At 74.4% G+C, this 12,621-nt stretch carries 13 protein-coding genes; all 13 read left to right on the top strand.

Annotation, left to right across the window (positions count from 1 at the left end):
* The first annotated feature begins 35 nt into the window (after positions 1-35).
* The gene (locus tag ACPYO6_RS09110) at positions 36-1,418 is read left to right on the top strand and encodes a homoserine dehydrogenase (protein ID WP_425714542.1); all 1,383 of its coding nucleotides are present in this window, start codon (positions 36-38) and stop codon (positions 1,416-1,418) included.
* Between the two features lies 1 nt (position 1,419).
* Positions 1,420-2,523 (top strand): threonine synthase, encoded by a 1,104-nt coding sequence (thrC, locus tag ACPYO6_RS09105; RefSeq protein ID WP_425714541.1) that lies wholly within the window; start codon positions 1,420-1,422, stop codon positions 2,521-2,523.
* The gene (thrB, locus tag ACPYO6_RS09100; protein WP_425714540.1) at positions 2,520-3,443 is read left to right on the top strand and encodes a homoserine kinase; all 924 of its coding nucleotides are present in this window, start codon (positions 2,520-2,522) and stop codon (positions 3,441-3,443) included. The genes thrC and thrB overlap by 4 nt, the downstream gene beginning before the upstream one ends.
* A gap of 285 nt (positions 3,444-3,728) precedes the next feature.
* Positions 3,729-5,810 (top strand): transcription termination factor Rho, encoded by a 2,082-nt coding sequence (rho, locus tag ACPYO6_RS09095; protein WP_425714539.1) that lies wholly within the window; start codon positions 3,729-3,731, stop codon positions 5,808-5,810.
* 136 nt (positions 5,811-5,946) lie between these two features.
* Positions 5,947-6,165, top strand: coding sequence for a 50S ribosomal protein L31 (rpmE, locus tag ACPYO6_RS09090; protein ID WP_425714538.1), 219 nt, complete (start codon positions 5,947-5,949; stop codon positions 6,163-6,165).
* Positions 6,166-6,271: 106 nt separating this feature from the next.
* Positions 6,272-7,381 (top strand): peptide chain release factor 1, encoded by a 1,110-nt coding sequence (gene prfA / locus ACPYO6_RS09085; protein ID WP_425714537.1) that lies wholly within the window; start codon positions 6,272-6,274, stop codon positions 7,379-7,381.
* Positions 7,378-8,274, top strand: coding sequence for a peptide chain release factor N(5)-glutamine methyltransferase (gene prmC / locus ACPYO6_RS09080; RefSeq protein ID WP_425714536.1), 897 nt, complete (start codon positions 7,378-7,380; stop codon positions 8,272-8,274). The genes prfA and prmC overlap by 4 nt, the downstream gene beginning before the upstream one ends.
* Positions 8,271-9,041, top strand: coding sequence for an L-threonylcarbamoyladenylate synthase (locus tag ACPYO6_RS09075; protein WP_425714535.1), 771 nt, complete (start codon positions 8,271-8,273; stop codon positions 9,039-9,041). Before prmC ends, ACPYO6_RS09075 begins: the two co-directional genes overlap by 4 nt.
* Entirely contained in the window at positions 9,038-10,150 is a 1,113-nt protein-coding gene (locus ACPYO6_RS09070; RefSeq protein ID WP_425714534.1) for an MraY family glycosyltransferase, read from the top strand. The genes ACPYO6_RS09075 and ACPYO6_RS09070 overlap by 4 nt, the downstream gene beginning before the upstream one ends.
* Positions 10,147-10,749 carry a hypothetical protein gene (locus ACPYO6_RS09065; protein ID WP_425714533.1) on the top strand — a complete coding sequence of 201 codons (603 nt, stop codon included), beginning with the start codon at positions 10,147-10,149 and terminating at the stop codon, positions 10,747-10,749. The genes ACPYO6_RS09070 and ACPYO6_RS09065 overlap by 4 nt, the downstream gene beginning before the upstream one ends.
* A 185-nt stretch (positions 10,750-10,934) precedes the next feature.
* The gene (gene atpB, locus ACPYO6_RS09060) at positions 10,935-11,753 is read left to right on the top strand and encodes a F0F1 ATP synthase subunit A (RefSeq protein WP_425714532.1); all 819 of its coding nucleotides are present in this window, start codon (positions 10,935-10,937) and stop codon (positions 11,751-11,753) included.
* 79 nt (positions 11,754-11,832) lie between these two features.
* Positions 11,833-12,036, top strand: a complete 204-nt coding sequence (gene atpE, locus ACPYO6_RS09055) for an ATP synthase F0 subunit C (protein WP_425707879.1) — start codon at positions 11,833-11,835, stop codon at positions 12,034-12,036.
* Positions 12,036-12,620 (top strand): F0F1 ATP synthase subunit B, encoded by a 585-nt coding sequence (locus tag ACPYO6_RS09050; protein ID WP_425714531.1) that lies wholly within the window; start codon positions 12,036-12,038, stop codon positions 12,618-12,620. Before atpE ends, ACPYO6_RS09050 begins: the two co-directional genes overlap by 1 nt.
* Position 12,621: the final 1 nt, after the last annotated feature.

Genomic DNA, 12,621 nt, shown 5'->3' with positions numbered 1-12,621 from the left:
CAGTCGCCCGACCCGCCAAGGATGTGAGTGCCCCCGTGGCCACCCCGCCCACCGACGTCCGCGTCGCCCTGCTCGGTGCCGGCACCGTGGGCGCGCAGGTCGTGCGCCTCCTCGCCGAGCGCGCCGACGACCTCGCCGCCCGCGCCGGCGCCCCGCTCCGCCTCGTCGGCATCGCGGTGTCCGACGCCGACAAGGAGCGCGAGCCCTGGATCCCGCGCGACCTGCTGACGACCGACGCCGAGGGGCTCGTGCGCCGGGCGGACGTCGTCGTCGAGCTCATCGGGGGCATCGACCCGCCGCGCGCGCTGGTGCACGCCGCGCTCGAGGCCGGCGCCTCCGTGGTGACGGGGAACAAGGCGCTGCTCGCCGCCCACGGGCCCGAGCTGCACGACGCGGCGGCCGCCGCCGACGTCGACCTCTACTACGAGGCCGCCGTGGCCGGGGCGATCCCCATCGTCTACGCGCTGCGCGAGTCGCTCGCGGGCGACACCGTGACCGAGGTGCTCGGCATCGTCAACGGCACGACCAACTACGTGCTCGACGAGATGGTGACCAACGGCCTCGGCTTCGACGACGCCGTGGCCCAGGCGCAGGCCCTCGGCTTCGCGGAGGCCGACCCGACCGCCGACGTCGACGGGCACGACTCCGCGGCGAAGGCGGCCCTGCTGGCCTCGCTCGCGTTCCACACCCGCGTCCCGCTCGAGACCGTCCCGGTCGAGGGGATCCGGTCCATCACGGCGGAGGAGATGACCGCCGCGCAGGACCACGGCTGGGCGCTCAAGCTCCTCGCCGTCGCCCGGCGCACCGGGTCGCCCGAGGGCATCTCGGTGCGCGTGGGCCCCACGCTCGTCCCCGCCGACCACCCGCTCGCCTCGGTGCGCGGCGCGTTCAACGCGGTCGTCGTCGAGTCCGAGGCCGCGGGCCGGCTCATGTTCTACGGACAGGGCGCCGGCGGCGCGCCGACTGCCTCGGCCGTGCTCTCCGACCTCGTGGCCGCGGCCGGCCACGTGGTCGGGGGCGGCCGTGCCCCGCGGGAGTCCGCCTACGCCGACCTCGCCCCGCTGCCGCCCGAGCGGCAGAAGGTCACCGCCTGGTTCGACCTCGACATCGAGGACCGGCCGGGGATGCTCTCGATGGTCGCGGCGGTCCTCGCCCGGCACGGCATCTCGATCGAGGCGGTCCGCCAGGCCGCGCACGCCGAGCCGACCGCCTACGGTGACGAGCTCTACGACGTGTTCGACGATGCCTACGACGGCGCCTCGCCCGCCCGGGCCACCGCCGCCGACCGGGAGAGCACGACGCTCTCGATCACCACCCACCGCACGGACGAGGCCACCCTCGCCGCGTGCCTCGCCGAGCTGGCCGAGTCGGACGGTGTCCGAGCGGTCCTGCCCGTGCGCCGAGTCGAAGGAGTCTGACGTGGCCCAGCCGTGGCGCGGCATCATCACCGAGTATGCCGACCGGCTCCCGGTCGAGGGCGACACGCCCGTGAGCCTGGGCGAGGGCGGCACGCCGCTCGTCGAGGCACCCGCCCTGTCCGAGCGCACCGGTGCCCGGGTGTGGGTCAAGGTCGAGGGCGCGAACCCGACCGGGTCGTTCAAGGACCGCGGGATGACGACCGCGATGACGAAGGTCCTCGCCACGGACGCCGAGGTCGTCGTGTGCGCGTCCACCGGTAACACCTCCGCCTCGGCGGCGGCCTACGCGGTCCGCGCCGGCCTGACCTGCGCCGTGGTCCTGCCGGCCGGGAAGATCGCCGCCGGCAAGCTCGCCCAGGCGGCGGTCCACGGGGCCACGCTCCTCGCCGTCGACGGCTCGTTCGACGACTGCCTGCGCATCGTGCGGCAGATGGCGGAGGACTACCCCGTGGCACTCGTCAACTCGGTCAACCCCTTCCGCCTCCAGGGGCAGAAGACGGCCGCGTTCGAGATCGTCGACGCCCTCGGCGACGCGCCGGACATCCACGTCCTCCCCGTCGGCAACGCGGGCAACATCTCGGCCTACTGGATGGGCTACAACGAGTACGCCGGGCGGACCACCGCCGCCTCGATGGCGGGGACCACCGAGGGGCGTGCCCCGGTGTCCACCCGCGTCCCGCAGATGTGGGGCGTCCAGGCCGACGGGTCCGCCCCGTTCGTCAAGGGCGCGGTGGTCGAGCACCCCGAGACGGTCGCCACGGCGATCCGCATCGGCAACCCCGCCTCGTGGGACCTCGCCGTCGCCGCGCGGGACGACTCCGGCGGTCGCATCGACTCCGTCACGGACCACGAGATCCTCGAGGCGCAGGCGCTGCTGGCGGCCGAGGTCGGCGTGTTCTGCGAGCCGGCCTCCGCGGCCTCCGTCGCCGGCCTGCTCGCCGCCGCCCGCCGCGGCGAGGTCCCGGCCGGCGCCCGCATCGTCTGCACCGTGACCGGCAACGGCCTCAAGGACACCGAGACGGCGCTCGGCCACACCGGCCTCACCCTCACCGAGGTGCCGGGAACGGTGGAGGCGGCGGCCGAGGCGCTCGGTCTGCGCCCGTGAGCCGCGTCGTCGCCGACGCCGTCGCCGTCCGGGTCCCGGCGACCTCCGCCAACCTCGGCCCCGGGTTCGACTCGCTCGGGCTCGCGCTCGGACTCCACGACGACCTCGAGGTCCGCGCGACGACGGGAGCCGCCCGCGTGACGGTGACCGGGGAAGGGGCCGACTCCCTGCCCGAGGGGGAGGACCACCTCGTGGTCCGCGCGGTCCGGCTCGGCCTCGAGGCCGCCGGCGCCCCGCAGGTGGGCCTCGACCTGCGCGCCACCAACCGGATCCCGCACGGCCGGGGGCTCGGCTCCTCGGCCGCCGCCGTCGTCGCCGGCCTGCTCGCCGCGCGCGGGCTGCTCGACCCCGGCGCGGGCGAGGCGGGCGGCCCGCTCGACGACCCCTCGGTCCTCGCGCTGGCGACGGAGCTCGAGGGGCACCCGGACAACGCGGCGCCCGCCCTGCTCGGCGGCGCCACCGTGGCCTGGATCGACGACGACGAGGGCCCGACCGCGGTCCGCCTCGCCCTCGCCCCGGCGATCGACCCCACCGTGGTCGTCCCCGTGGACCGGCTCTCGACGACGACCGCGCGTGCCGCGCTGCCGGCGTCGGTCCCGCACGCGGACGCCGCGCGGACGGCCGGGCGCGCGGCGCTCCTCGTCCACGCCCTCGCCGGTGCGCCGGAGCGGCTGCTCGCCGCGACCGTCGACTGGCTCCACCAGGAGCACCGCCGGGCCTCGATGCCGGCGACCCTCGCGCTCGTCGACGAGCTGCGCGCCCAGGGACTGCCCGCCGTCGTCTCCGGTGCCGGCCCGTCGGTCCTCGTGCTCGCCCCGGTCGACCCGACGCCCGCGCGGCTGCTCGTGGCCCGCGGCTGGCGCGTCGTCGCCCCGGGCGTCGATCTCGTCGGCGCGCAGGTCCGCACGATCGACGCCTGACGCCTCACCGATGACGCCCGGGGCCGGTGGGGGAGATCTCCCCGCCGCCTCGGGCGCGCGGGGCGCGCCGACGGCGGCACGGCCTGTTATCATCAAGCCACCGGCACGTGCACGACAGGCGGTACGCCACGCGCGCCCCCGTGTCCCACGCAGCCGGTCAGCCTCCACGATTCCGACCGCATCCGAGCGTGTCGTGCAACAGGAGCGCAGACCTATCTCCCCGGCACCGAGCCGGGTGTGCAGCGCACCCGCTGTCAGCGGGTGCCGACCGAGGAAAGGCACCTCGTGACAGACACCATCGACGCCGCCCGACAGGGCGCGCTCACCACCCTCAAGCTCGCGGAGCTGCAGGCCATCGCGTCCCAGATGGGGCTCAAGGGCACCGCCCGCATGCGCAAGGGTGACCTCGTCGAGGCGATCCGGGCCGGTCGGTCCGGCTCGTCGACCTCGACCGACAAGCCGTCGGCCCCCGCCGACGCACGGGCCGCGGCGGCCGGCGCCCCCGAGGCACCCGCCGCCGACGACCCGAGCGCCGCCGAGACGGCTCCCGCCACCGCCGGCGGCGCCGTCGACGAGCGCCCCGAGCCCCGCCAGCGGCGCTCCCGCCGGGCCACCTCGGCCCCCGCGAGCCCGACCGCCCGCGCCGCCGACCCGGTCCCGGACCTCGGCATCGCGCTGCCCGACCGCTCCGCCCCCGCGGCGGCCGCCGAGGGCGGGTCCTCCGCCCGGGCCGCGTCGGACGGCCCCGACCAGGCCTCCGAGCGCCGGGAGAACGACCGCTCCGGCGGCTCGCAGCAGGGCCGGGACCGTAACGGTGGCCGCGGCGACGACCGCAACGGCGGCCGCGACGACCGCAACGGCTCGCAGCAGGGCCGCGACCGCAACGGCGGCAACGACCAGCAGCGCCGCGGCGACTCCGGCACGCCCGACTTCACGCTCGACGACCTCGGCGAGGCGGCCTCGCGGCGCCGGGAGAGCTCCGGCCAGCAGAATCAGCGCGGCAACGCGGGCAACGGCGGCAGCGGGAACGACTGGGACGACGACGGCGGGCCCGGCGGGCGTCGTCGTCGCAACCGGGACCGCAACCGCGACCGGCGTCGTCGTGGCCGTGGCAACCAGGACCAGGACATCGTCGTCGAGGAGACCGAGGTCTCCGCGGACGACGTGCTCCTGCCCGTGGCCGGCATCGTCGACATCCTCGACCAGTACGCGTTCGTGCGGACCTCCGGCTACCTCCCGGGCTCGAGCGACGTCTACGTCACCCTCAACCAGGTCAAGAAGTTCGGGCTGCGCCGCGGCGACGCCGTGACCGGCGCTGTGCGGCAGACCGGCGAGGACGGCAACGGCGGGCAGCACGGCGGCGGTGGCGGCCGCGGCGGGCGGAACCAGAAGCAGAAGTTCAACCCGCTCGTGCGCCTCGACACCGTCAACGGCATGACGGTGGAGAAGGCCCGGCAGCGCCCCGAGTTCGGCAAGCTGACCCCGCTCTACCCGCAGGACCAGCTGCGGCTGGAGACGACCCCGAAGGCGATCACGCCGCGGGTCATCGACCTCGTCTCGCCGATCGGCAAGGGCCAGCGCGGGCTCATCGTCTCGCCGCCCAAGGCCGGCAAGACGATCATCATGCAGCAGATCGCCAACGCGATCGCCGTCAACAACCCCGACGTGCACCTCATGGTCGTCCTCGTGGACGAGCGCCCGGAGGAGGTCACGGACATGCAGCGCCTCGTCAAGGGCGAGGTCATCGCCTCGACATTCGACCGGCCCGCCTCGGACCACACGGTGGTCGCCGAGCTCGCCATCGAGCGGGCCAAGCGGCTCGTCGAGCTCGGTCAGGACGTCGTCGTGCTCCTCGACTCGCTCACGCGGCTCTCGCGCGCCTACAACCTCGCCGCACCGGCGTCGGGTCGGATCCTCTCCGGCGGTGTCGACGCCGCGGCGCTCTACCCGCCCAAGAAGTTCTTCGGTGCCGCCCGCAACATCGAGCACGGCGGCTCGCTGACGATCCTCGCCTCCGCGCTGGTGGAGACCGGCTCGAAGATGGACGAGGTGATCTTCGAGGAGTTCAAGGGCACCGGCAACATGGAGCTGCGCCTGTCCCGCCAGCTGGCGGACAAGCGGATCTTCCCGGCGGTCGACGTCAACGCGTCGGGTACCCGCCGCGAGGAGCTGCTCATGGGCTCCGAGGAGCTGAAGATCATGTGGAAGCTGCGCCGCGTCATGGGCGCGCTCGACCTCCAGCAGGCCTCCGACCTGCTGCTGGGCAAGCTGCGCGAGACCACGTCGAACGCCGAGTTCCTCATGACCGTGCAGAAGAACACCCCCACCACGCCCTCGAACTCGGACCCCGACTACGCGATCCAGTAGTTCGGCGCGACCCACGTCACGGGCGGCCCCCCTTACCCGGGGGCGCCCGGACTGGCAGAATGTCCCGTCGGCCTCCGGTTCACGCCTCGCACCAGCGCGGCGACCCGGTACGTCGTGAGACCCCTTGGAGTAGTACATGAAGCAGGGAATCCACCCCGAGTACGTCGCCACCACGGTGACGTGCACGTGCGGGAACACCTTCGAGACGCGGTCGACCGCCACGTCCGGCTCGATCAACGTCGAGGTGTGCAGCGCGTGCCACCCGTTCTACACGGGCAAGCAGAAGATCCTCGACACCGGCGGCCGCGTGGCCCGCTTCGAGGCGCGCTACGGCAAGAAGAAGGCCACCAGCTAGCTCCCACGACGCGCCGGTGGTGGCGCCGCCCCACGGCGGCGTCACCACCGGCGCTCGTTCGTTCCCACCCACTTCTCGACGCGACCCAGGCCCACCGGGAGGCCCCATGAGCACCCCCGAGCTGGACGACGCCCTCGCACCGCTGCTCGCCGAGCACGCCGAGCTCGAGGTCGCGCTCGCGGACCCGGACGTCCACGCCGATGCCGGCCGGGCCCGCTCGCTGGCCCGCCGCTACGCCGAGCTCGGCCGCGTGTCCGCCGCCGCGGCTGCCGAGACCGCCGCTCGGGAGGACCTCGAGGCCGCGGCGGAGCTCGTCGAGCTGGCCGAGGGGGAGGACGCGGACCAGATGCGCGCCGAGCTCGGCGATCTCGGGTCCGTGCACGCCGCCGCCCTCGAGCGCCTGCGCGAGGTCCTGCTCCCGCGCGACCCGGACGACTCCCGCGACGTCATCCTCGAGATCAAGGCCGGCGAGGGCGGGGAGGAGTCCGCCCTGTTCGCCGGCGACCTGCTCCGGATGTACACGCGCTACGCCGAGCGACGCGGCTGGACCACCCAGGTCCTCTCCCTGACCGAGACCGGCCTCGGCGGGGTCAAGGACGTGGCCCTGTCCGTGCGCACCCGGGGCGACGTGGCACCCGAGGACGGTGCCTGGGCGAGCCTGAAGTACGAGGGCGGCGTCCACCGCGTCCAGCGCGTGCCCGTCACCGAGTCCGCGGGCCGCATCCATACCTCCGCCGTGGGCGTCCTCGCCCTCCCCGAGGTCGACGACCCCGGCGAGATCGAGATCGACGTCAGCGACCTGCGGATCGACGTCTACCGCTCGTCGGGGCCGGGCGGCCAGTCCGTCAACACGACCGACTCGGCCGTCCGCATCACGCACGAGCCCACCGGCATCGTCGTGTCGATGCAGGACGAGAAGTCCCAGCTCCAGAACCGCGAGGCCGCCATGCGCGTGCTGCGGGCCCGGCTGCTCGCCGAGCGCAACGCGAAGCTCGAGGCCGAGGCGGCCGACGCCCGCCGCTCCCAGGTGCGCACGGTCGACCGCTCCGAGCGGATCCGCACGTACAACTTCCCCGAGAACCGGATCGCCGACCACCGCACCGGGTTCAAGGCCTACAACCTCGACCAGGTGCTCGACGGCGAGCTCGGGCCCGTCCTCGCCTCCGCGGTCGAGGCCGACGAGGCCGCCCGCCTCGCCGACGCCGCCGGGTCGTGACCGCGCCGGCGCCCACGTGGCGCGCCGCGGTGCGGGCCGCCGCCGGGCTGCTCGCCGACGCCGGGGTGCCGAGCCCCGAGGTCGACGCCCGCCTGCTCGCCGAGCACGTCGCCGGCCGGTCCCCGCTGCTCATGGCGCCGGACCCGAGCGCGGACCAGCTCGGCGCGCTCGCGCACCTCGTCGAGCGCCGCGCCGGGCGCGAGCCGCTCCAGCACCTCACCGGCACGATGCACTTCCGCCGCCTCGAGCTCCACGCCGGTCCGGGCGCCTTCGTCGTCCGGCCCGAGACCGAGCTCGTCGCCGGCGCCGCGATCGAGGCCGCGCGAGCCGTCGCACGGAAGGGGCGCCGGCCCGTCGTCGTCGACCTGTGCACGGGCTCCGGCGCCATCGCGCTCGCCGTCGCCACCGAGGTGCCGACCGCGCAGGTCGCTGCCGTCGAGCTCTCCGCGGAGGCCCTCGCGATCGCCCGCCGCAACGTCGAGCGCCACGCGCCCGGGGTGCGGCTCGTGGCCGGCGACGCGCGCGACGCGCTCCCGGAGCTGGACGGCACGTGCGACGTCGTCGTGTCCAACCCGCCCTACGTGCCCGACGACGCCGTGCCCCGCGATCCCGAGGTCCGTGACCACGACCCGGCCCGCGCCCTGTACGGCGGGGGAGCGGACGGCCTCGACGTGCCCCGCGCGGTGCTCGCGCGGGCGGCGGCGCTGCTCGCGCCCGGCGGGGTCGTGGTCCTCGAGCACGCCGAGGAGCAGGGGGCGGCGCTGCGTGCCCACGCGGACGCGCTCGGGCTGTCCGACCCGCGCACCCACCGCGACCTCACCGGCCGGGAGCGCTTCCTCACGGCGGGGGCGCCCCTGCGCCCCGCCCGCGGCGTGGAACACTCGGCCTCGTGACCGTCTTCGACACGTCCTCCGCGCGCGAGCGCGCGGTCGGCCTCGACGCCGCCGTCTCCGCCCTCGGCCGTGGTGAGCTCGTCGTGCTGCCGACGGACACCGTGTACGGGGTCGGGGCGAACGCGTTCGACCCCGCCGCCGTCGAGGTCCTCCAGGCCGCCAAGGGCCGGGGCCGCGACAAGCCGCCGCCCGTCCTCGTCGGCGACCTCGCCGTCCTGCCCGCACTGACCACGGACCTGCCGCCCTCGGCGCACGCCCTGGCCGAGCGGTTCTGGCCCGGCGCGCTCACCCTCGTGTGCCGCGCGCAGCCGGCGCTGAGCTGGGACCTCGGGGACACCCGCGGGACCGTGGCGGTGCGGATGCCCGACCACGCCCTCGCCCGCGAGCTCCTCGGCCGGGCCGGCCCCACGGCGGTCTCCTCCGCGAACCGGACCGGCCGGCCGGCGCCGTCGACCTGCACGGACGCCCGCGAGCAGCTGGGGGAGTCCGTGGCCGTCTACCTCGACGGCGGGGCGGTCGGCGGCGGGCAGCCGTCGACGATCCTCGACCTGACGGGCGACCGGGTCCGGGTCCTCCGCCTCGGGGCGCTCTCCCTCGCCGAGCTCGCCGAGGTCGTGCCCGAGCTCGCCGAGGACGAGGCCTCCGGGCCGGACTCCCACGTGGGGGCGGACGCCTCCGGACAGGACGCCTCCGGGCCGGACGCCGGCGCGGGGCCCGACCCCTCCTCCGGGTCCGACACCGATGCGGGAGCGCCCGCCCCGGCATGAGGACCTACCTGCTCGTCGCAGCGCTGGCCGCCGTCGTCACGTACCTGCTCACGCCGGTCCTGCGCCGGCTCGCGGTCCGGATCGGCGCGCTGACGGCCGTGCGGGACCGGGACGTCCACGCGGTGCCCACGCCCCGGCTCGGCGGGCTCGCGATGCTCCTCGGCTTCGCCGCCGCGATGGTCCTCGCCTCGCGCATCCCCTACCTCGAGGCCGTGTTCGCCCAGTCCTCCCAGGCGTGGGGAGTGCTGCTCGGCGCCACCGTCATCTGCCTCATCGGCGTGGCCGACGACGTGTGGGACCTCGACTGGCTGACCAAGCTCGCGGGGCAGTTCCTCGCGGCCGGTCTCATGGCCTGGCAGGGCGTCCAGCTCATCACCTTCCCGATCTTCGGCCTCACCATCGGGTCCTCCGCGTTCTCGCTCATCGCGACGGTGCTCATCGTCGTCGTCGTGGTCAACGCCGTGAACTTCGTCGACGGGCTCGACGGGCTGGCGGCCGGGATGATCCTCATCGGCGCCTCGTCGTTCTTCCTCTTCACCTACCTGCTGGCGCGCGACGCCTCGCCCGGGAACTACGCCAACGTGGCCTCCGCGGTCCTCGCCGCGCTCGCCGGCGTCTGCCTCGGGTTCCTCCCGCACAACCTCCACCCGGCCCGCATCTTCATGGGCGACTCGGGCGCGATGTTCCTCGGCCTCGTGCTCTCCGGGGCGGCGATCATCGTCACCGGCCAGATCGACCCCGCCGCACTCTCGACGAGCCGGGCGCTGCCCGCGTTCGTGCCGATCCTCATCCCCGTCGCCGTTCTCGCGGTCCCGCTGATCGAGATCGTCACGTCGGTCGTGCGCCGGGTCGGCGCGGGACGCTCGCCCTTCGCCGCCGACGCCTCGCACATGCACCACCGGCTGCTCCGGCTCGGGCACAGCCACCGGGCCGCCGTCGGGATCCTCCACCTGTGGACCGCGGTGGTGTCCGGCACGGCGGTCTCGCTCGCCTTCTTCCAGCTCGAGCAGGTGGCGATCGGTGCCGGCGCGGCCGTGCTCGTCGCGCTCGTGCTCACCGCGCGCCTCCTGCCCACCTACCGCAAGCCCACCTCCCGGAGCTCCCAGTGACCGACCACGCCCCCCGCGACCCCGCGACGAACGACGACGCGCACGACGTCGACGCGCACGACGTCGACACCCCCGTCGCCGCGCACGCGCCCGACGTCCCCGACGACGCCCCCGGCGCCGACGTCCCCGACACCGACGAGCCGGGGGGCCCGCGCCGGGCCGACCCCAACGACCCGGCGCTGCCGCCCGAGCTGTTCACCGGCATCCTCAAGCGCCTCAGCCTCTTCCTTCTCGTCGTCGCCGTGGGGTCGATCGGGATCGGCATCCTCGTCGGCGGCTCGCGGGGGATGTGGGGCGGCGTCATCGGGACCGGGCTCGCGGCGATCTTCGCGGTGACCACCGTGGTCGCGGTGCGCGCGGCCGCCAAGCGCCCCCTCGACCTCATGGTCATCGCGGTCATGGGGTCGTGGCTGCTCAAGACCGTGCTCGTCATCCTCGTGCTGCTCGCGGTGCGCGACGCGGAATTCTTCCACCGCGGCGTCCTGTTCGGTTCGGCCGCCGTGGCCGTCCTCGGATCGGTCCTCATCGACTCCCACGCCGTGATGACGGCACGCATCCCCTACACCCAGCCGTACTCGCGGACCGCCGACCAGGACTGACGCCTGCGCCGGCGCGCAGCGCCCCCGAACGTGACCCGTGTCGCTCCACCAGGGGCGGGATCGGGGGTGGAGGGGCCGGGGCGATGGGTTAGTCTGACTGCCGTCGGCGCGCCCCGAGGAAGCACTCGGCAGGTCGCCGCCACGCCGCCCACCAGGAACCCGGGAGACGACCTGTGCTGAATGCGTTGACGAACGCCGCCACTGCCGCGCACGTCCGCATCGTCACCGCCGAGGGGGGCGAGGGCTGGCACGCCCCCGGGCTCACGGAGTTCTTCCCGGAGCCCTTCCTCTTCGAGGGCACGCCGTTCGCCATCAACCGGATCATGCTGGTCCGTTTCATCGCGGCGATCGCGGCCGTCCTCATCATCTGGCTCGGCACGCGCAAGCTCCGGCTCGTCCCGGGCCGCGGTCAGTCGATGATGGAGCTCGTCCAGGAGTTCGTGCGCCGCAACATCGCGTTCGACTCGCTGGGGGAGCGGCTCGGCCGGAAGTACACGCCGGTGCTCACGGTCATCTTCGTGTCCGTGCTCTTCTTCAACCTCACCGGCGTCATCCCGTTCCTCAACATCGCGGGCACGTCCGTCGTCGGCCTGCCGCTCACGCTCGCGATCATCGCCTGGATCGCGTTCATGTACGCGGGCATCAAGGAGCTGGGCGCGAAGAAGTACTTCGGCGGGCAGCTCTTCCCCGCCGGCGTGCCGAAGCCGATCTACGTGATCCTCACGCCGATCGAGTTCATCTCGACCTTCCTGCTGCGGCCGGTCACCCTCACCGTGCGTCTCCTGGCGAACATGATGTCCGGGCACATCCTGCTCGTGCTCTGCTTCTCGGCCACGCACTACTTCTTCTTCCAGGCCTCGGGCGCGCTCGCGGCGATGGGTGGCGTCACGCTGATCGCCGGCCTCGCGTTCACGCTCTTCGAGATCTTCATCGGGGCGCTGCAGGCGTACATCTTCACGCTGCTCGCCGCCGTGTACATCCAGCTCTCCGTGGCCGACCACTGATCCAGGCCGCGCGCCCGGCCCCGGCCGGCACCGACCCTTTCCCGACCGATCTCCACCCACACAAGTAAGGAACCACCACATGGACGGCTCGCTCTCCGCAGTTGGTTACGGCCTCGGCACCATCGGCCCCGGCATCGGCATCGGCTACCTCGTCGGCAAGACCCAGGAGGCCACCGCTCGTCAGCCCGAGGTCGCGGGCCGCCTGATGACCAACATGTTCATCGGCGCCGCCTTCGCCGAGGCGCTCGGTCTGCTCGGCCTCATCGCGGGCCTCATCTTCTGATGCCCGCCGGCGGCAACGTCGTCGCGGAGGTGAGGGACGGCATCGACCTCCTCATCCCCGCCTGGTACGACATCATCTGGTCGCTGGTGGTCGTCGCTGTCATCGCCTTCGCGGTCGTCCGCTGGGGCGTGCCGCGTCTCACCGGCATCCTCGACGAGCGCTCCGAGAAGATCGCCGAGGGCCTGCGCAAGGCGGAGGACGCCGAGGCCATGCTCGCGAACGCCGAGGAGTCCTCGGCCAGCGAGCTCGCCGAGGCGCGCCGCGAGGCCGCCGGGATCCGCGAGCGTGCGAACGCGCGCGGCAAGGAGATCGAGGCCGAGGCGCAGCGCAAGGCGCAGGACGAGGCCGAGCGCACGACCTCCGCGGCCGAGCGTCAGATCGAGGCCGAGCGCCGCCAGGCGGCGCAGAGCCTGCGCACCGACGTCGGCTCGCTCGCCGTCGAGCTCGCCTCCCGCATCGTGGGCGAGTCCCTCGCGGACTCCGCCGCGCAGTCGCGGGTGGTCGACCGGTTCCTCGACGACCTCGAGGCCCGCAGCTCGGCCGGCGCCACGCCCGGCACCACCCGCACCACCCAGGAGGGCTGAC

This window comes from Georgenia sp. Z1344 (genome assembly GCF_049856295.1).
Taxonomy (GTDB): Bacteria; Actinomycetota; Actinomycetes; order Actinomycetales; family Actinomycetaceae; genus JB111.
Note: the sequence above shows the minus strand (reverse complement) of the source record. Positions and strands in the feature narration are given on the sequence as shown.

Coding starts and splice junctions, on each gene's coding strand:
- rpmE (WP_425714538.1), top strand. CDS start 5,947: ATGAAGCAGGGAATCCACCCCGAGTACGTCGCCACCACGGTGACGTGC.
- prfA (WP_425714537.1), top strand. CDS start 6,272: ATGAGCACCCCCGAGCTGGACGACGCCCTCGCACCGCTGCTCGCCGAG.
- ACPYO6_RS09070 (WP_425714534.1), top strand. CDS start 9,038: ATGAGGACCTACCTGCTCGTCGCAGCGCTGGCCGCCGTCGTCACGTAC.
- atpE (WP_425707879.1), top strand. CDS start 11,833: ATGGACGGCTCGCTCTCCGCAGTTGGTTACGGCCTCGGCACCATCGGC.
- ACPYO6_RS09050 (WP_425714531.1), top strand. CDS start 12,036: ATGCCCGCCGGCGGCAACGTCGTCGCGGAGGTGAGGGACGGCATCGAC.